This is a genomic window from Erwinia sp. 1181_3 (assembly GCF_052824965.1).
The window spans coordinates 84,731-105,727 of record NZ_VTDE01000015.1; the positions used below are offsets into that span (position 1 = coordinate 84,731).

Here is a 20,997-nt window from a genome sequence, read left to right on the forward strand (position 1 = left end):
CACCATGACCGGTTATCTTACCCGGCGGCTGGGGCAGGCACTGCTGGTACTGTGGGCGGCGTTTACCGTCTCTTTTATTCTGCTCCAGGTACTGCCCGGCGATGCGATCCTGATTAAGTTTCAGAATCCTGACCTTGGCCTCAGCCCGGCACAGATCGAAGAGATGCGTCAGGCCTACGGTGCCAGTACGCCACTCTGGCAGCAGTATCTGCATACCCTCGCAAGCATGCTGCACGGTGACTTTGGTTTCTCCGTGCAGGCCGGGGTGCCGGTCAGTGAGCTTCTGGCGGAGAATTTCCCCGCCACCCTGCGCCTGGCCGTGCCGGGGTTTCTGCTGGCTACCCTGCTGGCGGTGCTGATTGCCTTCTCATCCAGCCTGGTGGGCCTGCGCTGGCTGCGTAATGCCCTGCAGGCGCTACCGTCGCTGTTTATCTCACTGCCGACCTTCTGGCTGGGGATTGCCCTGATCCAGGTATTTTCCTTCCAGCTACGTTGGATCCCGATTATTAACCCCGGCGAATGGGTCGGACTGATCCTGCCGGTCATCACGCTGGCGGTACCGATTTCCGCCCCGCTGGCGCAGATCCTGATCCGCAGTATTGACCAGGTCCGGACCCAGCCGTTCGTGGCGGTCGCGCGTGCCAAAGGTGCCAGCCAGCGGCGCGTACTCTGGCATCACGTGGCGCGCAACGCCCTGCTACCGGTACTGACCATCGCCGGGCTGCTGCTGGGTGAACTGATTGCCGGCGCACTGATCACCGAAACGGTCTTTGGTCTCAGCGGCCTCGGCCAGCTGACTCAGCAGGCGGTCAACAATCAGGATGTGGCGGTATTGCAGGCGGTAGTGATGATTTCAGCGACCGGGTTTGTGCTGATTAATCTGCTGGTCGATCTGTTCTCACCGCTGCTCGATCCGCGACTGAAACATTTTACGAGGGCGACATCATGAGCCTGGTGGATTTGAACAGCATCACAGGAACCCGCCATCGCCGTGCAGGCAGCGGGTGGTATCAGCGCCTGAACCCGGGCCTGACGCTGGCATGGGCAGTGATGATTCTGGTGATCCTCTGGGCACTGGTGCCCGGCTGGTTCACCGACTGGAGCAGCACGGAAGGCGTTGCCGGCGCGCAGCGTCTGGCACCGCAGGCCGGTCACTGGCTGGGTACGGACCAGCTGGGCCGCGATGTGTATGCCCGCATCGTATGGGGCGCCTCCCATTCACTGAGCGGGGCACTGGTGGCCGTGGCCCTGGGCCTGACGGTCGGCACCTTACTGGGCGTAACCGCCGGATCGCTGGGCGGGCGTAGCGAGGGCGTGATGATGCGCCTGGTCGACGTTCTGCTGGCGATCCCCGGCCTGCTGCTGTCATTAAGTATTATTATTTTGCTCGGCTTTGGCACGGTCAACGCCGCCATTGCCGTGGGTATCACCTCAGTGGCGAATTTCGCACGTCTGGCCCGTTCGGAAGTGGTGCGCGTACGTCACTCAGAATACGTTGAAGCTGCCCGCGGCAGCGGGGGCACTTTTATCGCCGTGCTGTGGCGTCATATCCTGCCGAACTCACTGACTCCGGTGCTGGCGTTCTCTGCGCTGCAGTTCGGCAGCGCGATTCTGGCAATTTCAACGCTGAGCTTCCTTGGCTACGGTACACCGCCGCCGACCCCGGAATGGGGCCTGCTGATTGCCGAAGGCCGTAATTACATCTCCACCGCCTGGTGGCTGACCACCTTCCCCGGCGTGATCGTCGTGGCGGTGGTACTGGCCGCTAACCGTATCAGCCATCACTATTCAGGAGGCCGCCGGTGAGCGAATCCATCACTCCGGTACTGAAAATCGAGAACCTCAACATCGCCTACCGCAGTGGCCAGCAGCATAAACGCGTGGTTCACAATGTTTCCTTCCAGGTGAACCGTGGAGAAGTGGTGGCGCTGGTGGGGGAATCCGGCTCCGGTAAAACCACCACCGCGCAGGCGATTATCGGCCTGCTGACGCAAAACGGTGAACGCGAGAGCGGGAAAATCTGGCTCAACGGTACCGAGATCACCCACTGGTCGCAAAAACGTCTGGATGCCCTGCGCGGTGCCAGCATCAGCCTGATCCCACAGGACCCTGGCAGTTCACTGAACCCGGTGAAAACCATTGGCGACCAGGTGGGTGAGATCCTGCTGCTGCATGAACGACTGTCACGCCGGGAACGCGAAGCACGGGTGATCGCCCTGCTCGCCCGCGTCGGCCTGTCACACCCTGAACAGCGCACACGGCAATATCCGCACCAGCTTTCCGGCGGGATGAAACAGCGGGTACTGATTGCCATCGCCATTGCGCTGAAACCGGCCCTGATCATTGCTGACGAACCGACCAGTGCGCTGGACGTTACGGTACAAAAACGCATTCTTGATCTGATTGACGAGCTACGGCGCGAGTCCGGCACGGCGGTGCTGTTTGTTACCCATGACCTGGCGGTGGCGGCGGCACGAGCCGACCGCATTCTGGTGTTTCGCCAGGGGGAGATTCAGGAGCAGGGCAGCACCGATGCGATTATCCACCGCCCGCAGCATGCGTATACCCGCCAGCTGTTTGCCGATGCACCTGCGCTTTCCGGTACGCTCGCCACGCCGCCTGAAGCCAGTTTTTCCCAGCCCGCCATCGAGATCAGCGGCCTGAACAAATACTTTTCCCTGGGCAAAGAGGAAGGTTTTCAGGCGCTGAACAACGTGTCCTTCAGCGTGGCACGTGGCACCACTCATGCGCTGGTAGGCGAGTCCGGCTCGGGTAAAACCACTCTTGCCCGCATTCTGCTGGGCTTCCAGCAGGCTGACAGCGGGCGCATCGTGCTGGACGGCATTGATATCAGCGGACTGCACGGTGAAGCCCTGCGCCAGCTGCGGCAGAAGATCCAGCTGGTGTACCAGAACCCGTTTGCCTCACTCGATCCCTCCCAGACGCTGTTTCGGGTGATTGAAGAGCCGCTGCTGAACTTTGCTCCGGTCAGCCGGGAAGAACGCCGCCAGCGAGTGGAAGAGGTGGCCAGCCGCGTGGCGCTGCCTCTCGCCCTGCTGGATCGTAAGCCTCATGAACTGTCCGGCGGCCAGCGCCAGCGCGTGGCCATTGCCCGGGCGCTGGTGCTGCGGCCGCAGATCCTGGTGCTGGATGAAGCCACCTCCGCGCTGGATGTCACCATTCAGGCGCAGATCCTCACGTTGCTGCAACAGTTGCAGCAGGAGCTGGGGCTGACCTATCTGTTTATTTCTCACGATCTCGCCACGGTTCGCCAGCTGGCGCACAGCGTTTCGGTACTGCGTGCCGGGCAACAGGTTGACTGCGGCAATACTGCCGACATTTTCTCGCTTCCGGCCAGCGATTATACCCGTGAACTGATCGCCGCCATCCCTGCGCTGACACGCGCTAAGGACACCGCATGACCACCAAACGCCTTGGTTTTTTCACCCGCCTGCTGGATAAAACCAGTGCCGGAGAACGCTATCGTCTCGCCACCCTGCAGATCCAGCACGCGGAGCGCTGGGGCTATGATACCGCCTGGATCGCCCAGCACCACTTTCATGAGAACGAAGGCGGCCTGCCCTCTCCGCTGCTGTTTCTTGCCAGTGTGGCGGCGCAGACCTCGCGTATCCGCCTGGGCACGGCCATTATCACCCTGCCAATGGAAAATGCCCTGCGCGTGGCCGAAGACGCCGCCGTGCTCGACCTGCTGAGCCAGCAGCGTCTGGAGCTGGGGCTGGGTTCCGGCGGAACGCACACGTCATTTCTGCCGTTCGGGCTGACCTTTGATGAGCGCGCCGCCGCCTTTAATACCGGGCTGAACACCCTGCTGCAGGCCTGGGGCGGTGATGCCCTGGGCCATGACGACAACCGCCTCTACCCGGCCGCACCACAGCTGGCAGAACGCATCTGGCAGGCGACCTTCTCCGTGGCGGGTGCCACCCGCGCCGGCGCAGCCGGGCATGGCCTGATGCTGTCACGCACGCAGCCGCGGCCCGTCGGAAACCCTCTTCTGCCGCTGGATGAGATACAGAACCCGATGATCGATGCCTATCTCGCGGCGCTCCCCGCAGGGACGATTCCCCGCATTCTTGCCTCGCGTACGGCTTTCGTCAGTCGCGACGGGGCAGAAGCACGCCGCCTGGCACTGCCAGGCCTGACGGCACAGGCTATGCAACATCGTGCAGCGGGCCATGTGGTGCCGGGGAATACGCTGGACGATTATATTGCCGCCTTCGATGTGCATCTCGGTACGCCGCAACAGGTGGTCACATCCCTGCAGCGCGACACCGCCCTGGCCCGTGTCACTGACGTGTCGTTCCAGGTGCATTCGATCGATCCACCGCACGAGCAGATCCTGACCTCCATTGAGCTGCTGGCCACTGACGTCGCCCCGGCGCTTGGCTGGCGCGCCCCTGTTAACGCCTTCTCCCACAAGGAAACCGTATGACACAGTCCATTGATTTACTGCAACAGCTGGCCGGGATCGCCCCGGAGAGTGCACTGGCCGCCGCACGCCAGACGCGTGATGCCGCCACTGAACATACTCAGGGCAGCTACGATGTGTTGTTCTCTGCACACAACGGCGATGACTTCCCCCTGATCGCACGGCTGGCGATTGCCCAGCAGGTTGCCCACTGGCACGGCGAATCGCGCCTGGCAGAGCATTACGCCGCACGCCAGGCAGGGGCGCAGCCGGAAGCAAAGTGGCAAAGCGCACTGGCACACGCGGAGCGGCTGACGTTTAAACCCGCAGCCGCAGAGCCTGAGCATCTGCGCGAGCTGGAGCAGGCAGGATGGTCAGCCGCCGCTATCGTGACGCTGTCACAGCTGGTGGCGTTTGTGAGTTTCCAGAGCCGTCTGTTACGCGGCCTGCGCCTGCTGGGTGGCGAAGATGTGGCCGCAGGCACTGTCGAGCGGACTCCGGCCGCCGTCTGGCGCACCGAATCGCATACACTGAGTGGCCAGCAGGCGCCGGTGCGCTTTACCCGTGATGAGCTAGGCTGGGAACCGTGGCTGGCCGCCAAACCTCTGGCGGAATTTAATGCGGTCGAGCAGGCCACGCTGGCAAAATTCGGTCACACAGAGTCTGATTACTTCCGCCTGCTGGCACGTAACCTGCCGCTGCTGGAACAGCGCACGCTGACGGATAAAGGGATTTTTTATACAGCAGGCGGACTGCCGCGCAAAGAGCGTGAGCTGGCTGCAACGGTGGCCAGTAAAGTCAACGGCTGCATCTTCTGCGCCTCTGTTCATGCGCGTAAGGCGGGACAACTCTCGAAACAGCCGGAAGACGTGCAGCGTTTTATTGATATCGCGCCTGGCCAGCCGCTGGCGGCCGATCAGGATGACCGCTGGCTGGCGATCATTGACCTTGCCGCCTCCCTCTCAGCCACGCCGCCGACACCCCGTCTGGCACAGCTGGAGACCTTGCGCGCCCAGGGGCTGAGCGAACTGGAGTTACTCGATCTGGTGCAGTCCACCGCGTTCTTCGCCTGGGCCAACCGCCTGATGCTGACGCTGGGCGAACCTTTCGTGCCCGCCGCGTAAGCTGCGTATAGCAAAACAGGGTGAAGAAGTTTCACCCTTATATCACTTATTGTTTTTTCGAAATATTATCGAATGTAGAAATATTGTTGCAGCTAAAGATATCAATATAAGCGCGACGACAATGACACTAAGATTACTAAAGATGTAAAAAGGATTTGAATAAGATGCAAACTTATCAGCGATATCTATTGGAATAAATCTAAAAAATAGTTCAAAAAAAGCAATAGTAAATAACATGAAAATAAAGACAAAAATCAGCTTCTTTGTTATCCATTTAGACAAAATAAATCCTCCATAATTCTTACGCGTAGTATTTTCCTATCTAACTCTTGAATAAGATTGTTTTTCCTATCAACTTTGTCCAATTCATAGTTCAAATATATTTTTACCATATCTAATATCACATCATTTCTTTTATAAACTTCAGAAATAGATAAGAAAAACCTTTTATTCTCATTGTTGAGTTCAGAACATACATCATTATATCTGTCAAACGGGCATGAACCGTACCAGGTTACCCTCTCAAATCCATCTCTAACATCATTAAGAACTTGAGTACTACCCGTTCTGAAAGCTTCTGCAGCCTTATCCAGAGCCAGCGCTTCGCTTCCATTTTAACTTTAAGATGTGATGCTAATCACATAATAGATTTCCTTTTCTATCAGATGTAGTATTATATGCGGAAATTACAATACAGGAGTTTGTACTTTGAAGAAATGGATTTTTTTCACACTAACCTTGCTAATCACATTCATAGTGGTCATCACCACTGCCCTCATTCTTATTTTTAAATTCTTTCCATCTTATATAATTTACCGCATTGCCAAAACAACAAACATTTTTAGCTCTGAAAGCGACTTTGATTCGTTTTTTATTCTACTGTTGGTAATATCAAGTGTAATATCATACTTAATTTCGCGTTTTATCTTCCAAAAAGCAGAAAACAAAAATGCTCAAAAATAATTTTTTCATAAAATCACTCATTGATTGTTTTTTATTGAGTTATATGTCATTTTTGTTTGTTTACTTTCCTTTATATTCTCCCCCGACAGATGGTTTTTAACAAGCATTTCCATACTACTAATCAGCTGTATTGTAACTTTTTTATGTCCAAAAAAAAAACCAATAAAAATAGATAGTTTAAAAGGCACTTATCCGTGTCTGTTGTAAAACAGGGTGAAGAAGCTTCACCCTGTTGTTCACACCGCCGGGTACTGCCCCGTGCCATCCGGCCACGGCGTCAGTAAATCAAACCCCGTTTCTGTCACCGCAATCGTGTGTTCCCACTGTGCGGACAACGAACCATCCAGCGTCACCACCGTCCAGTCATCGGACAGTACATCGGTCTCTTCCTTTCCGGCATTAATCATCGGTTCAATGGTAAAAATCATTCCCGGCTTCAGTCGCATTCCACGCCCTGCCGTGCCGTAGTGCAGCACATCTGGCGTATCGTGATAAACCTGACCAATACCGTGCCCGCAGTAGTCCCTCACCACCGAGAAACCGGCTTTTTCCGCCACCTGCTGGATGGCAGCACCGACATCCCCAAGCCGGGCACCCGGACGTACCGCCCGGATCCCCGCCAGCAGTGACTGGTAAGTCACTTCAACCAGCAGCCGCGCCTGTTCAGAAGGTTTTCCGACAAACACCATACGGCTGGTATCACCGAACCAGCCATCTTTGATCACCGCGACGTCAATATTCACGATGTCCCCTTCCTGCAACGCCTTGTTATCCGGGATGCCGTGGCACACCACGTGATTCACGGAGGTACACAGGGTGCGGGTGTAGCCGTGATAGCCAATATTCGCCGGGATGATGCCCAGTTCATTGACAATATAGTCATGACAGCGCCGATCCAGTTCATCGGTCGTCACACCGGCCTGCACAAAGGGAACGATCATTGCCAGGACCTGTGCCGCGGCATGGCCCGCTGCGCGTGCACGTTCGATTTCATCAGCAGAGTGGAGAGTTACCATCGTTTTCAGACCGCCTTTTCTGTTTTCATGTCGCCATTGAGAATACGGGCCAGCTCCATTCCCCCATCCAGCTCTGCCTGCACCAGCGCTCTGGCCAGTTCATGATGCGTGAGCGTGGGATAGAGCTCGGCCAGCATGCCGATTTTTAACCAGTGCTCCGCCTGTGAATTGATTGAACGACTCATCGCCTGGCTGGCAATGCGCAGGTTCTCATGCATCAGGTCGGAAATTTTGACGATTCCCATATGGCACCTATACGAAACATATACGGAACGTATATTGGCAGATTTTTGGGGTGATGGCTATTTGTGTGTGATGAATGATTTTATCAGCGAGATTTATATCGTTTGAACATCGTGAATGATACCCATGCTGCTACTGAAAGTATCACAGCTTTAGTTCCGGGCACTTTTTGAGATTTCCTGTTTCTCAGCCATCAGACGGTATTCTTGCGGCGTCAGGTTATTCAGGGACTCATGAGGTAGCTCACTGTTGTACTCAGTCTGCCAGCGTTCCGTTATTTTCCGTGCTTCATTCAGTGTTCTGAACAGATAAAAATCCAGTATTCCGGTCCGGTACGTTCGAGCAAACCGTTCTATAAACGCGTTCTGTGTTGGCTTACCCGGCTTGATAAATCCCAGCATCACGCCACGCTCTTCAGCCCATTGTGCCAGTGATATCAGTTCCGGCCCGTTATCCATCCGCATCTTCAGTGGATATCCACGGTTTGCTACTATTCTGTCCAGCACCCGCACGACCCGCTGCGCCGGGATATTCAGGTCAATGTCGATAGCCAGAGCTTCACGGTTAAAATCATCGACGACGTTGAAAGTCCGAAAACGTCGGCCACACTGCAATAACTCAACGATTTTCATCTACTTCATTCCTTTGTTTTACATGATCAGAAAAAGTATCGACTTGGGTTCTCACCCAACACACTTTTGAAGACCGTCGAGAAAGCGCCAGGGCTGCTATATCCAAGCTCCAGGGCAACGCGCGTGATGGACTCCCCGTTCCCTAAACGAACCACAGCAGCCAGAAGACAAGCCTGCTGTCGCCACTCGATGAAACTTATTCCCGTATGCAGGCGGAACTGCCGCGTGAATGTACGCCGACTCATACCAGAGCATTCTGCCATATCGTCAATCCCCATTTCCAAAGAAGGTGCATTCAAAAACACATTGCACGCACGGGCAAGACGCGGTTCATCAGGCATAGGAGCGTTAAGCGATAACGGGGGTAGTCTGGCGATCTCATGGAGCAGCAGCCCCAACAGGTAACCATCACGCCCGCTGGCAGGAAAGAGAGCCGGTACGTCAACAGCGTTTTCAAGAAGTTGCCTGACCAGTGGAGATACACCAAAAACCTGGCAATGAAGGGGAAAGCCCAGGCGTTGCGCAGCGTCCGGACGAATATAGGTATTCAACATAGTCACAGACCCGCGCATGTGCATGGCATGGGGCATACCCGCAGGCACCCAGATGGCTCTGAGTGGTGGGACGGCCCAGTTACCCCGTTCAGTTTCGACGGTGATGACACCGCAGGCAGCATAAGCGAACTGTCCCCTCAGATGGCTATGCCTGGGGAACAGTTCGCCATCAGCGTAGTCCTTCTTCGTCACCACCAGATCGAGAGGCGTGTCTTCGTATACATCACAGGGATCGGTTTGCATGGCCCAATTTTAATCATAATTGACCTAAAAAAGAAAGCAGGCCACACCGGTCGATGGCATCTTTGTCGGATATTAAAGGAAGTCTTTCATAATTCGAGAATAAGGGTCGCCAGTCATGCACAGAAAACACATTATCCTTGCCATATTGGTCACGGCAATATGGGGGATCAACTTCCCAATAACCAAACTTGGGCTGGCCAGAATTGATCCGTTGCTTTTGACCGCTATACGATTTTCATTTACCGCATTTCCGCTGGTGTTTTTTATTAAACGCCCCCAGGTCGCACTGCGCTGGCTGGTTGCATATGGATTGATCTTCGGCGCAGCCATGTGGGCATTGATCAATCTGGGTATTTCAATGGGGGTGCCGCCCGGTAGTGCAGCTCTGCTAATACAATTTAGCGCGTTTTTTACACTTGGCTGGGGTGTGTTGTTGTTTCGTGAAAGTCTGACATGGCCACAACTGATCGGCCTTTTTTTGGCTGCAATCGGGTTGGTCTGCATACTGATGGAAAGCCCGGGAAAATCCACGACAATCGGTTTTATTCTGGTGATGATCAGTGCGGTAGCCTGGAGTGTTGGCAATATCATCATCAAGCTATCCAAAGTCAAAGAGATATTCGCTTTCGTTGTATGGGCAAGCATTTTTTCCCCCATCCCTCTCCTGGTGATGACATGGTGGTGGCACGGGACCGCCCCGTTCTACGCTCTCTTGCCTGGTATGCGTAGCGTGGAAGTCTTTTCTCTGACATTCCAGGTGTATGCAGCCACCCATTTCTGCTATTGGGGATGGAATCTGCTGCTGCGTGAATATCCGGCATCCCGAGTGGCGCCGTTGTCACTGCTGATCCCTGTATTTGGAACAATTAGCTCTGTTTTCATCATCCATCAAAAACCGGGTGCCTGGGGCTGGGCTTCCATAGCAATAATTTTGCTTGCGCTCATTGTTGGGATGAGGCGAGGCAAAGCAGTGGTTGTGAAAAAAGGCATGGCGCATAGGACAAAGAAACACGCCTCCCTTTAAGTTTTAAATTATTAGATCAGATGGCAGTTCACACCCGCTGGTACGGGTAACTCGGCCTCCTGATATGAAGATACACTCACAGTAACTATATTTATAGCGCGCTATATACTTGCGAGCTATATAAATGCAACCTGATTAATTACTCCCTGTGCGCAACTAAACGGTGCGCACATGAATTGCCACCCTTTGAAGCCGGTACGCTGCTATGAACCTTTTTAAATTCTTTAACAGGCTGTTCTCGCGGCCGTCATGGGAACGAAGCACACTTTCATCGCTTGCCAACGCCATCGCCATGATTGAGTTCACCCCTGAAGGTAAGGTGATAACAGCAAATACCCTGTTTCTCGAAAAGATGGGTTACTCACTGAACGATGTGGCTGGCATGCATCATCGTATTTTTTGTGCCCAATCAACATTGCTTTCTCCTGACTATGACCGGTTCTGGAAACGCCTTGCTGCAGGTGAGAGCTTCAGCGATAAGTTCCTCAGACTGACGAAGAGCGGTCAGCCGGTCTGGCTTGAAGCTCATTATGTTCCTGTCCTCAACGACCGGGGGAAAACGATAAAAATAGTCAAGCTTGCATCTGATATTACCCAACGGATTGCCGATGCCCAGGAGCAACGTGCAATGACAAACGCCATACAACGTTCTATGGCGGTCATTGCTTTTGACCTGGAGGGCAACGTTAAAAGAGTCAACGGCAATTTCCTCAAAACCATGGGCTACAGCGCTGGCGAGGTTATTGGTCAGCATCACAGTATCTTCTGCTTACCAGAGGTTAAGCACAGCCGTGAGTATGAGGATTTCTGGAAGCAGCTGCGCGCAGGAAATTTTGTCTCAGGACAGTTCCAGCGTACGGACAAGCAAGGGCGTGCCGTATGGCTGCGGGCAACCTATAATCCAGTATTTGATGAAGAAAAAAATCTGAATGAAATTGTCAAATTTGCGACCGACGTCACCCCTCAGGTCCTTAAACAGTTACAGGAGAGAAAGGCCGCAAATCATGCCTATAACGCCGCACAGGAAAGCAGTAAAAACACACTGGCAGGCGTCGATATTATAGAAAAAACATCGGGCAAGGTGAATACCGTAGTGGCAGGACTCAACAGCGTTTCTGAGAACATTTCCTGTCTAAATAGCGAATCATTCCGCATCGGGAATTTGATTAAGACGATCAGCCGGATATCTGAACAGACGAATCTTCTGGCACTAAATGCTGCTGTAGAGGCCGCCAGAGCCGGAGAGCATGGGCGCAGTTTTGCTGTGGTGGCGAATGAAGTCCGCTTGCTGGCCGCTAACATTAATAAAGCCAGCCTGGAGATAGCCAGCGTGCTTGAGACAAATCAGGCAATAGCCGTGCAGGCACAGAGTAATATTATCAAAAACCTTGTCAGTGCCAACGAGGGACTTTCGCTGGTGCAGGAGGCCGGGGGGATTATCGTTCAGATTCAGGAGAATTCTGCCAGGGTAGTCAGTGCAATTGATGACGTTTCACAGCACCTTTCAGGCAAGTAGGGGCGCTGTGGAATAAATCTAACGCTGATCTTTAGCTCTTCAACCGCCCTACCCGCTGTGGCCAGGGATCGATAAATTCTCCCCCGGACTGCCACCAGTCAATTTCCTCTTCCGTCAGAAAACAACGTCGCAGCGCCTGGCAAAAATCATCCAGCTGATTACGCTGCCCGATCACCGTCAGGCTGCAACGACGGTCGCCAAAACGCCCGGGCATCGCTTCCAACTGCTGTTGTAAAATATGGCGCTCCTCGTCATTCAAACGATTGTCTTCATGTGCCAGCACGCCGGCTTTCCAGTAGCTGATAAACTCCAGGCTGATACTGCCGGAAGCCTGATTCCACAGCAGCGCGAGATCGTCACGGCCGGGCAGCCAGAAAAAGCCTTTACTACGATGAATGCCCTCACCCAGATGCTGCTGCCAGGTATCCCACAGGCGCTGCGGGTGGAAAGGACGTTCGTCGTGGATCACCCGCGATTCAATATCGTACGGCTGGTGGTCTGCCGGATGCTCAATCGCCACTTCCAGCTCCTCAATCAGTGTGGCGACCCGCTGAAAATCGTAGTCGGGCATCGCCAGCACATCGTCCAGCTCAATGTTGCCCCAGGGAAGGGCCACAATGGCCACACCGGGATTGATTGTATGGAGCGTGCGGGCAATTTTCATCACGCTGTCGGTGGGCAGACGGTCGACTTTGGTCAGCAATAACTGGCTGCAAAACAGCAGCTGTTCGGCCAACAGATCCTCAACCCCCCGCCGCTGCTGACGGACATTCTTCTGCCAGCGGGGAAGCAGCGTACTCCCCCCGGCATAATCATTTTCCAGCATCACGGCATCCATCAGGGAGAGCAGCCCCTGCAACCTGACATGAGGATGGTGGCGCAACAGCTTAATCAGCGGCAGCGGGTGGCTGCTGCCTGAGGTCTCCAGAAAGAGATGGTCCGGCCGGTTCTGTGCAATCAGCTCATCCAGCGCGGTGGCCAGTTTTGCTATGCCGCCGGGGCTGCTGATGCTGTCGGCCGACACGGTGATGAAATTGTGTTTTTCACGTCCGACAATTTCCGTATTGGCAATCAGCACACCGTCGATATTCAGCTCGCTCATATCATTGACGATCACACTGACCGACAGATGCTGCCGGTGCGCCTGCAACAGCAGGCTTTTCAGCAGGGTTGTTTTCCCTGCGCCGAGGAATCCATTGAGGATGGTTAAGGGTATGCGCTGCATCGGCCGTGTGATCCTGAATATGACGAGTGAGATAGTGTGTATGTTATATCATAACAATTTAAATAGCAGCATCATAAGCAGAGTATCCCGATGGCGTGACAATAAAAAAGGCGCCGGGATCGGCGCCTTCAGCGAGGGTTCAGTCATTACCCAAGATATTCAATAATCGACAGCCCGCCGTTATAATCGGTACTGTAAATAACCCCCTGAGCATCAACAAAAACGTCGCAGGACTGAATCACCTGCGGACGGCCGGGACGGGTATCCATCATCCGATCCGGTGCAGCAGGCACCAGCGCACCGGTTTCCACCGGGCGGTAAGGGTTGCTGATATCGAAGGCCCGGACACCAGCATTCTGCCAGGTGGCAAAAATCAGAGTCGAACTGATAAAGCTACCGGGACGGTTCTCATGCAGATTATGCGGGCCAAAATGCGCCCCTTTTGCCACATAGTCCCGTTCGTCAGGCTGCGGGAAGGTAGAGATGCTGACCGGATTGGCTTTATCGCGAATATCAAACAGCCAGATGTGCTTTTCACCATCCTCCTGATTGTCCAGTACCGCCTCATCCAGCACCACCAGCAGATCCCGGTCCGGCAGCGGCAGCGCGGTATGCGTCCCGCCCCCAAACGGCGGGCTCCAGTTACGGTGACTGATCAGCTTAGGTTCTGACCGGTCACTGATATCCAGCAGCGTCAGCCCGCCGTCACGCCAGCTGCCGTAGGCCACATCCCCGCTGATGATGGCATGGTGCAGGGCGTAGCGCCTGCCCTCTTCCCAGTCCGGCGTTTCTCCGGCAGCCGTGTTCATGCCCGGCAACCACCAGCGCCCGGCCACTTCCGGTTTACGCGGATCGGCCAGATCAATAGTCAGGAAAATATAGTCACTGAAGCCGTCAATCAGTGCCGAGACATAGGCCCAGCGGCCACCCACGTACCAGATACGGTGAATACCGATGCCGTTAAGGGAGAGGAAACTGATCTCACGGGGTTTGTCAGGGGTGGAGATATCGAAAATGCGCAGCCCGGCACTCCAGCCTTTGTCCTTCACATCGCTGACCGTTTCACCAACCGAACGGGTGTAGTACACCTTTTCATCGGCAAAACGGACGTCAGCAAACAGATCGCGGGCGTTAATCACCAATAACAGGTCGTCATGAGCCTGAAGATGCACATTCCAGGTGCCTGGCGGCGCGGGAATATACGCCACCGTACGGGGATTTTTGGCATCACGGACATCAACCACCGAGAAACCCTGTGACACCATATGGCCGATATAGGCATAGCCACGATGGACCATCAGCTGGACACCATCAGGACGTCCACCCTGATCGCTGTGGCCGATCAGTCGCATATTGCGGCTGTATTCCGGCACGGGAAGCGCGTTACTCATCTGCCACTCCTTATTTTTTGTACTTCGCTTCCAGCGTGGCGAACCACGGCGCGATAAAATCTTCCGTCTGGCCCCAGCCCGGGATCACCTTGCTCAGACCCGCCACATTTACCGGACCTGGCTGGCTGACCAGCAGCGCCTGTGGGATCACAGTGGCTTTGAAGTCATAGGTCGCAGGTGTCACTTCACCCGCCAGTTTGAGTGCGATCAGACGCACGTTTGTGGCGCCGATCAACTTGGGATCCACCGCCGCAGTGACTTTCCACGGGCTGCCGGCTTCACGCATCAGTTGCAAATCCTGATTAGAGACATCGATACTGTAAACTTTGATCTCGGTACGTCCGTTCTCTTTTAACGCTTTGACTGCACCCTGTGTGAAAGCATCCCAGGTTCCCCAGATCGCATCCACTTTCCCTTTGGGATATTTGGCCAGTAAGGCGCCCACTTTGTTAGCGGTATCGCCCTGTACATCGGACGAGACGGCACCCACTGACTCGAGCTCATGAATACCCGGGTTCGCCTGCAGCAACGCTTTATAGGCTGCCTGGCGACGTTCCATCGGCGGGAAGCCAGCCACCCACAGCTTGATAATGTTGGCTTTGCCGTTATGGTCCTTGATCAACTGGCCAAAGGAGAGCGTGGTCAGCGAGGCATCGTCCTGCTGGGTTACGGTGGCACCCGGGATCTCGCCATCAACCGCCGTATCAAATACCGACACGGCAATACCGCTGTCGGCAATGCGTTTAATCAGGGCACTGGAATAAGGTGCGCGCCCCTGAGACAAAATAATACCGTCATATTTCTGGCTGATGGCCTGATTCACGAAGTCCTGAAAACGGGCATCGTCACCGTTACTTAAAAAGGTACTGACTTTAAACCCCAGCGCTTTCGCCTGCTGGGTTGCGCCCTGGACGAACTGAGTCGTGTTATCGTCCGACCCCAGATTGCGGATCACCGCAATACGTACCGGGCCATTATGGCTGGCAATTTTTTCAGGTACCGGAACCAGCGTGGCGGCGTGAACCGGTAAAACGCTGGCAACCCAGAGTGCCAGTAAAGGAATAAGTGGTTTCATGTAAAAATCCCTGTAGCGGAATAAGAAAAGTGACGTATCGTTTTTAGTGGCCGCAGTCGCTGACGGCCCGGCCTGTCACTTTTTCACAGCAGCCAACCCACTGACAAAGAAGTAAAAAGAATATAAAGCTATAAAAAAAGTATTAGCCTCACACCGGCCACAGCCCCAGGATAGTAAGAAACAAAGGACTTTTTATGAACAATACCGATATTCAGGTCGTGGTCGGCCCGGCCAATTACTATTCTCATCCTGGTGCCCTGCTGCGTCTGGACGATTTTTATCATCAGGAACAGCTTTCCCGCGCCGTCTGGATCTATGGTGAACGTGCCATTGCCGCGACACACCCCTTTTTACCCGAAAGTTTCTCTCTGCCGGGTGCACGTCACCTGCCGTTTGGCGGGCACTGTACCGATCCGGATCTCACCGCGCTGGCACAAGCTTCCGGCGACGATCGTCAGGTGGTGATCGGCATCGGTGGAGGTGCCCTGCTGGATACCGCCAAAGCACTGGCCCGGCGACTGGATGTGCCCTGTGTGGCCATTCCCACCATTGCCGCAACCTGCGCGGCCTGGACACCGCTCTCAGTCTGGTATAACAGCGCCGGTCAGGCATCCCATTATGAGGTGTTTAACGATGCTAACCATCTGGTGCTGGTGGAGCCTGAAATTTTACTGCGCGCTCCGGTGGAATATCTGCTGGCCGGGATTGGCGACACGCTGGCGAAATGGTATGAAGCGGTGGTACTGGCCCCGCAGCCAGATACCCTGCCGTTGACGGTACGGCTGGGGATCGACACGGCGGCCACGCTGCGTGATGTTCTGCTAAACCAGAGCGCAGCTGCGCTGGAGGATCAGCGCAATGGCGTATTAAGCCAGAATTTCCGTGATGTTATTGATGCCATTATCGCGGGCGGTGGGATGGTCGGTGGGCTGGGGGAGCGCTACACGCGCATTGCTGCGGCGCACGCAGTCCACAATGGTCTGACGATCCTGCCTCAGACTGTACGTTATCTGCACGGCACAAAAGTGGCCTACGGCATCCTGGTGCAGTGTGTACTGTTATCGCAGATCGATACCGCCCGACAGCTGATTGCCGCCTACCAGCAGTTTAATCTGCCCACCACACTGGCAGCGCTGGGTGTTGACATCAATAACCACACGGAGATTGACCAGGTGATTGCACACACACTGCGCCCGGCAGAGTCGATTCATGCCCTGCCCGTTCCGGTAACGGCTGAAAGCCTGCGCGCCGCATTTATCACGGTAGAAGCTCTCGGCCAGTAAACAAGTGTGAGTCACACGGCTGAAAAGCCTTATTATTCAATAAGTTTTTTTCTTTCCACATCAGGAAGGTTCCCGTCAACGGCGAAAATACGCTTAATGTGGAGAAATTTTCTGTCACGTCCGGCAATGATGCCTGCCGTAATAGGGCCGGTTCACCAGATAACTGTTGGAGAGGGCAAATTCAACCCGGTAAAATTCATCCTTAGAATAGGATGAGGCACAACCTATGCCTCCCTGAGGATCTTCAATAGCCTCAAAGCGAACAATTTTTTCCTGCGGAATACCGACTCGCTGCAGACCAGAAGAGGAACGTTGAATGGAGTAAATATGAGGCAGTGAGGTTTCTTACGTGAGGAAATGCATCTACCGAATCTGTTTTCAAACGAAGCCCCACCGCTGGCTACGAAATTTTATCCACAGAAACGGGGGATAATACGGTGAGTAACTTCGTTTAACCCCTGCAAAACTTCCATCCTTAAAAAGGAAACAAACTGATTTTACTGAGGTTTTTTGGCACGTTCAGTCACTTCGCTCATCACTCGCTTATGGCTGATTTTATCACCGATAATCTTGTACCACCCCGCCAGTTTCCTGACGTCCGTCAGTGGAACTTTCTCGCTCTGATCGTACGTTGTCAGACGATTGCGGTATTGTTCCATGATAGTGATGCAACGCCGTGCCCAGTCACCTTCAAGCTCCGATCCCACCACTGCACGCGGGCGACGGGGAAATTTCGGCCGCAGCGGCTTACTGGCTTCCGGAGTGGATTCATCCACATAGGAAAATTTAATCGATACGACTGTACGACCTTTTTTGATCGGCTCCCAGATCACGGAAATATCCGTATTGGCATTGATTCGCGCCAGCGTCGGCTCAAGCAATTTCTGGCGGAAGTCGCGATAGTCCTCGTATTTCCCCTGTAATCCGGCCTTTTCCCGCATCCAGTCCAGTGCCAGCGTCACCTCAATCGCCTTACTGCTTTTTCGTCCATAGAGGTTTTTCGCTTTGATCAGCCAGCCGTAAAGCCGCACGGAAAATGACGTGTCGAGCTTGGCAATATTGGCAAAATTCAGCTTGGTAAAGGACTCTTTCAACTCATAGAGATAGGGAGCGACATCCTGCCCAAAGCGGAGAACGACAGCACTCTGCTCATCGCTGCTCACGTATTCAAGACGAGAAAACCACGATAGCTGAACGGTACGCATCTTGCCCGTTTTACGATCGGGCAGGTAGATGGTGACCGGTTTTTTCATCAGGCTCTCGGCCGCTTCCCGCAACTGGCGATGGCTGCTGGTTGGGTTAAGGCCGTAGATACGTTGATAATCATGAGGAAAAAGGCGGTACAGCGCATCGGGCTGGGGCTTCCTGCTGTCGATCTGTGCCAGTGCAAGGTTCAGCAAACGCATTTCATCAAGCGTGACGCTGTAAGCCCCTTCAAGGAGATCATTACCTTGCACAACGGTCAGTTTGTTCAGCTCCATGTAGCAGGATCCCTTTGTGGAATGTTCAGCAAAGTATTCCACACAAAAATTATTGAGGTAAAGTGAAAAATAATAGTTATTACCTATTTTAAATCAGTAAGTTAAACGGCGCACCGTCATATTCAAACATAAAATACTTCCACATATGCACTCGCATGGATCATTTACCCCCCCCAAAGGATCGTTCCTCATTCAGTTTCCAACAGAAAAAGACTCCACATTAGCCCCCCAACAGGAACAGAAAATCTTTCCACACAGGTAACTTCTCTTGTAGACAGACTCCGGATTCAGACGTTTTTTGCAGCATAGATGTTCCAAAGTATTTTTTATTATTAATTTTCATATGGTTATAGATAAAGCCATCATAAAATCTTTCCACATAAGACATTATCGCCCTTCCCTGCCGTTGATGTTAGTGATCTACTCAGCCGTGTAAACGGCCTTTTGCAGAAAATCACTCCACGTATCACAGGAAATCTTTCCACGTTTCATTCACCGATGTGCCGCTTGCGGCGAGCTGCATAAAATCTTTCCACATATATGAATAAAGTGACATGGTCACCTATCCGCTGAGCAACAGAAAATCATTCCACTTTTAGTTTTCAGAGGGCTGAACACCCGCAAACATAAAATTCTTCCACATAAGGGATGCTCAATCTAATGATCAGAAAATCCTTCCACGTATCCGGTAACGATGACGGTTAACTTATTGGCTGCACTGAATAATTATCTCATGCTGTCGCATTGTTGTCTGGCATCAGCGTCTGCGTTAATGTGACACAGTCACTTTTTATGGCACGGGAATAGAAAATTTATCCACATATTAGCGGAAAGAAGGAGGATGAAAGCATGAGAGCCGAGGGATCGTCAGACAGGATCGGGGAAAGAGTTATCAACAGGAAATTTTTCCACATAATAATATTCTGATAAATCAGAAAGTTATCAACAGGAAAAAACTCTACATATAACAGGAAATCACTCCACATAGAGCATAAAATCACTCCACCTGGCGCAGGAAATCACTCCACATATTGCTCTGTAATCTGTTGATTATCAAAATGAAATCGGGCCCTAAAAGAGAAAGATCTAAACTATAAAAAGAAAAACAAACACTATCGGATCTTTTTTTGAAGCAGGATCCTTTCAGGCGATCCGTTTTACTATCGGTAATCTTAGCCAGAAAGGATCGTTTGCATGATCAGGGGATGAGGATGTCTGCTATCTGGCTTCGTTCTCAGGCAGCCAGCCCTCAATAAGCTCAGTCAGGACATCTTTCATTTCACGCCCCTGCAGGAAACAGGCTGTTTTGAAGCGACGGTGCAACTCTTCATCGATGTTCGTCTGCAGTTTTTTCACTGTTCCGCCGACAGGTTTGCTGACAGCATCCAGTGCAGGCGCCAGCTGACGGTGCTGTCCGAGTTTCATTTTCATGCCAGTAACTCCAGGATCTCATTCGTCATCACTTCAATCTCCCCTTTCGCATTGCCGTCGGTGGTATCAAATACGGTCCCGCCATCCAGCATCGTGCGGATATAAACCTGGCGCTGCGTTGTGGCTGTTCTGAGAGCTGGAACCCCCGTATCCTCGATCGACTCTTTCAGCACTTCCAGCATGCGTGTAGAGGCCACTTTTTTGGTGATCAGGAAGCGTGCTATCACCGGTTGCAGATTCTCCCTTGCCTCGACCACGGCCAGGATAGCGCCACAGGCGGCAAAATCGAGGGGGGAAGGTGTTACCGGGATCAGTACCAGGTCACTGACCATAACAGCTGCGGAGGAAATTGCAGTGATGGCGGCTGCACCATCGATAACGACGTAGTCGTAATCCTTCAGCTGCTTACGGACGGTATAGACTTCTTTTTCTGAGGCGGCTTCTGCAAGATCAAATTTGCATTTTGTTTCGTCGTACCAGTTGCTGATGCTGCCCTGAGGATCGGTATCGACCATGACAACACGGTGCCCTTTGCGCGCAAGACACGTGGCAATATTGATGGACGTTGTGGTCTTCCCTACCCCGCCCTTCCCGTTCAGGAAAGAGATGATTTTTGTCGCCATGACGCACTCCTGCAGGTTTCAGGCTGGAATCTCAGGATTATGTAATCCCAGGATTCTATGATATTAAAATCTTAGGATTCTGAGATGCCAGAATATCGTAATAACCAGTTGTAAACAATATCCTGACATTCGATAATCATGTAATCATGTAATCATGTAATCATGTAATCATGTAATCATGTAATCATAGGGTTATATGCTGGCATTATCCATCGGGCTTGTAGGCTATGACGTCAGCCTGAACGGCTAATCATCTGTAATGATGACTGCGTGCATCATTATCTCAGCGATAAATTTCTCCCCTGAGTGCTTTTTCTTTATTATCGCTCTTAATGTGAAGCCTTATGGGAATCGCGCTTCTCGGTTTCACCGTGAGGAGTTTGACAGTACTGCGAACGAACCACTTAACGGAATTAAAGGCTGTAACACGCAGTGTGTGAATCATAGGATTTCAGGATTATGGAATCCCAGGATGATGTGATTAGCTCACCTTGAGATGGATAATTTTATGTTTCCCCTGCCCTGATATCCGTTCAAAATAATCCTGCAATCCTGCAATCCTGCAATCCTGCAATCCTGCAATCCTGCAATCCTGCAATCCTGCAATCCTGCAATCCTGCAATCCTGCAATCCTGCAATCCTGCAATCATTTCGTTGACATCATTACTCTGCCCTGGTTGAGTATGCTGAGATGCTGAGATGCTGAGATGCTGAGATGCTGAGATGCTGAGATGCTGAGATGCTGAG

17 protein-coding genes and 2 pseudogenes are annotated in these 20,997 nt (G+C 53.0%); 8 read left to right on the top strand and 11 right to left on the bottom strand.

Translation table 11 applies throughout. The features are described 5' to 3' along the window. The first annotated feature begins 4 nt into the window (after positions 1 to 4). The 5 genes from FY046_RS22415 to FY046_RS22435 are packed head-to-tail and all read left to right on the top strand — an operon-like array spanning position 5 to position 5,550. Complete coding sequence (locus tag FY046_RS22415; RefSeq protein ID WP_446186502.1) at positions 5 to 949, top strand: ABC transporter permease; 945 nt, start codon at positions 5 to 7, stop codon at positions 947 to 949. Further along, positions 946 to 1,806, top strand: coding sequence for an ABC transporter permease (locus FY046_RS22420; protein ID WP_159338390.1), 861 nt, complete (start codon positions 946 to 948; stop codon positions 1,804 to 1,806). The genes FY046_RS22415 and FY046_RS22420 overlap by 4 nt, the downstream gene beginning before the upstream one ends. Continuing rightward, a complete protein-coding gene (locus FY046_RS22425) occupies positions 1,803 to 3,422 on the top strand; it encodes a dipeptide ABC transporter ATP-binding protein (protein ID WP_242462109.1) in 1,620 nt (539 codons plus the stop codon). Before FY046_RS22420 ends, FY046_RS22425 begins: the two co-directional genes overlap by 4 nt. After that, the gene (locus FY046_RS22430; RefSeq protein WP_212816236.1) at positions 3,419 to 4,450 is read left to right on the top strand and encodes a putative FMN-dependent luciferase-like monooxygenase; all 1,032 of its coding nucleotides are present in this window, start codon (positions 3,419 to 3,421) and stop codon (positions 4,448 to 4,450) included. Before FY046_RS22425 ends, FY046_RS22430 begins: the two co-directional genes overlap by 4 nt. Further along, entirely contained in the window at positions 4,447 to 5,550 is a 1,104-nt protein-coding gene (locus FY046_RS22435) for an alkylhydroperoxidase domain protein (protein ID WP_446186503.1), read from the top strand. The genes FY046_RS22430 and FY046_RS22435 overlap by 4 nt, the downstream gene beginning before the upstream one ends. A 1,199-nt stretch (positions 5,551 to 6,749) precedes the next feature. Here the strand turns inward: FY046_RS22435 and map are convergent. The 4 genes and pseudogenes from map to FY046_RS22455 form a co-directional block, all read right to left on the bottom strand. Continuing rightward, positions 6,750 to 7,529, bottom strand: a complete 780-nt coding sequence (gene map, locus FY046_RS22440) for a type I methionyl aminopeptidase (protein WP_133846709.1) — start codon at positions 7,527 to 7,529, stop codon at positions 6,750 to 6,752. A gap of 5 nt (positions 7,530 to 7,534) precedes the next feature. Continuing rightward, positions 7,535 to 7,774, bottom strand: a complete 240-nt coding sequence (locus FY046_RS22445) for a ParD-like family protein (RefSeq protein WP_167863534.1) — start codon at positions 7,772 to 7,774, stop codon at positions 7,535 to 7,537. 150 nt (positions 7,775 to 7,924) lie between these two features. Next, positions 7,925 to 8,392, bottom strand: a pseudogene (locus tag FY046_RS22450) (integrase core domain-containing protein); the annotation flags it as partial. Between the two features lie 38 nt (positions 8,393 to 8,430). Further along, a complete protein-coding gene (locus FY046_RS22455; RefSeq protein ID WP_167863535.1) occupies positions 8,431 to 9,201 on the bottom strand; it encodes an AraC family transcriptional regulator in 771 nt (256 codons plus the stop codon). 115 nt (positions 9,202 to 9,316) lie between these two features. Between FY046_RS22455 and FY046_RS22460 the strand changes: the two genes are divergently transcribed. Next, on the top strand, positions 9,317 to 10,225 hold the full coding sequence (locus FY046_RS22460) for an EamA family transporter (protein ID WP_133846718.1): 909 nt from the start codon (positions 9,317 to 9,319) through the stop codon (positions 10,223 to 10,225). Between the two features lie 205 nt (positions 10,226 to 10,430). Beyond that, on the top strand, positions 10,431 to 11,741 hold the full coding sequence (locus FY046_RS22465; protein ID WP_167863536.1) for a methyl-accepting chemotaxis protein: 1,311 nt from the start codon (positions 10,431 to 10,433) through the stop codon (positions 11,739 to 11,741). Between the two features lie 31 nt (positions 11,742 to 11,772). Here the strand turns inward: FY046_RS22465 and FY046_RS22470 are convergent, their stop codons facing one another. From FY046_RS22470 to FY046_RS22480, 3 genes are all read right to left on the bottom strand, one after another. Next, on the bottom strand, positions 11,773 to 12,966 hold the full coding sequence (locus FY046_RS22470; protein ID WP_167863537.1) for a CobW family GTP-binding protein: 1,194 nt from the start codon (positions 12,964 to 12,966) through the stop codon (positions 11,773 to 11,775). Between the two features lie 146 nt (positions 12,967 to 13,112). Continuing rightward, on the bottom strand, positions 13,113 to 14,357 hold the full coding sequence (locus FY046_RS22475) for an LVIVD repeat-containing protein (protein WP_133846721.1): 1,245 nt from the start codon (positions 14,355 to 14,357) through the stop codon (positions 13,113 to 13,115). Between the two features lie 10 nt (positions 14,358 to 14,367). Beyond that, entirely contained in the window at positions 14,368 to 15,432 is a 1,065-nt protein-coding gene (locus FY046_RS22480) for a sugar ABC transporter substrate-binding protein (RefSeq protein WP_133846722.1), read from the bottom strand. 194 nt (positions 15,433 to 15,626) lie between these two features. Here FY046_RS22480 and FY046_RS22485 point away from each other — a divergent pair, with 194 nt between their 5' ends. After that, positions 15,627 to 16,715 (top strand): oxidoreductase, encoded by a 1,089-nt coding sequence (locus tag FY046_RS22485; RefSeq protein WP_446186504.1) that lies wholly within the window; start codon positions 15,627 to 15,629, stop codon positions 16,713 to 16,715. Positions 16,716 to 17,212: 497 nt separating this feature from the next. On the opposite strand, the gene FY046_RS22490 is transcribed toward FY046_RS22485, so the two are convergent. The 4 genes and pseudogenes from FY046_RS22490 to FY046_RS22505 form a co-directional block, all read right to left on the bottom strand. Beyond that, positions 17,213 to 18,196 (bottom strand): replication initiation protein, encoded by a 984-nt coding sequence (locus FY046_RS22490; RefSeq protein WP_133846724.1) that lies wholly within the window; start codon positions 18,194 to 18,196, stop codon positions 17,213 to 17,215. A gap of 1,218 nt (positions 18,197 to 19,414) precedes the next feature. Beyond that, positions 19,415 to 19,627: a plasmid partition protein ParG gene (locus tag FY046_RS22495; protein ID WP_133846725.1), complete on the bottom strand. Its 213-nt coding sequence runs from the start codon at positions 19,625 to 19,627 to the stop codon at positions 19,415 to 19,417. Further along, positions 19,624 to 20,250 (bottom strand): ParA family partition ATPase, encoded by a 627-nt coding sequence (gene parA / locus FY046_RS22500; RefSeq protein WP_133846726.1) that lies wholly within the window; start codon positions 20,248 to 20,250, stop codon positions 19,624 to 19,626. Before parA ends, FY046_RS22495 begins: the two co-directional genes overlap by 4 nt. A 533-nt stretch (positions 20,251 to 20,783) precedes the next feature. Next, positions 20,784 to 20,997: pseudogene (locus tag FY046_RS22505) on the bottom strand (hypothetical protein); the annotation flags it as partial.

Bases quoted from the DNA above. Each gene is read 5' to 3' on its own strand.
- FY046_RS22415 (WP_446186502.1), top strand. From the start codon at position 5: ATGACCGGTTATCTTACCCGGCGGCTGGGGCAGGCACTGCTGGTACTG.
- FY046_RS22420 (WP_159338390.1), top strand. From the start codon at position 946: ATGAGCCTGGTGGATTTGAACAGCATCACAGGAACCCGCCATCGCCGT.
- FY046_RS22430 (WP_212816236.1), top strand. From the start codon at position 3,419: ATGACCACCAAACGCCTTGGTTTTTTCACCCGCCTGCTGGATAAAACC.
- FY046_RS22435 (WP_446186503.1), top strand. From the start codon at position 4,447: ATGACACAGTCCATTGATTTACTGCAACAGCTGGCCGGGATCGCCCCG.
- map (WP_133846709.1), bottom strand. From the start codon at position 7,529: ATGGTAACTCTCCACTCTGCTGATGAAATCGAACGTGCACGCGCAGCG.
- FY046_RS22445 (WP_167863534.1), bottom strand. From the start codon at position 7,774: ATGGGAATCGTCAAAATTTCCGACCTGATGCATGAGAACCTGCGCATT.
- FY046_RS22455 (WP_167863535.1), bottom strand. From the start codon at position 9,201: ATGCAAACCGATCCCTGTGATGTATACGAAGACACGCCTCTCGATCTG.
- FY046_RS22460 (WP_133846718.1), top strand. From the start codon at position 9,317: ATGCACAGAAAACACATTATCCTTGCCATATTGGTCACGGCAATATGG.
- FY046_RS22465 (WP_167863536.1), top strand. From the start codon at position 10,431: ATGAACCTTTTTAAATTCTTTAACAGGCTGTTCTCGCGGCCGTCATGG.
- FY046_RS22470 (WP_167863537.1), bottom strand. From the start codon at position 12,966: ATGCAGCGCATACCCTTAACCATCCTCAATGGATTCCTCGGCGCAGGG.
- FY046_RS22475 (WP_133846721.1), bottom strand. From the start codon at position 14,357: ATGAGTAACGCGCTTCCCGTGCCGGAATACAGCCGCAATATGCGACTG.
- FY046_RS22480 (WP_133846722.1), bottom strand. From the start codon at position 15,432: ATGAAACCACTTATTCCTTTACTGGCACTCTGGGTTGCCAGCGTTTTA.
- FY046_RS22485 (WP_446186504.1), top strand. From the start codon at position 15,627: ATGAACAATACCGATATTCAGGTCGTGGTCGGCCCGGCCAATTACTAT.
- FY046_RS22490 (WP_133846724.1), bottom strand. From the start codon at position 18,196: ATGGAGCTGAACAAACTGACCGTTGTGCAAGGTAATGATCTCCTTGAA.
- FY046_RS22495 (WP_133846725.1), bottom strand. From the start codon at position 19,627: ATGAAAATGAAACTCGGACAGCACCGTCAGCTGGCGCCTGCACTGGAT.
- parA (WP_133846726.1), bottom strand. From the start codon at position 20,250: ATGGCGACAAAAATCATCTCTTTCCTGAACGGGAAGGGCGGGGTAGGG.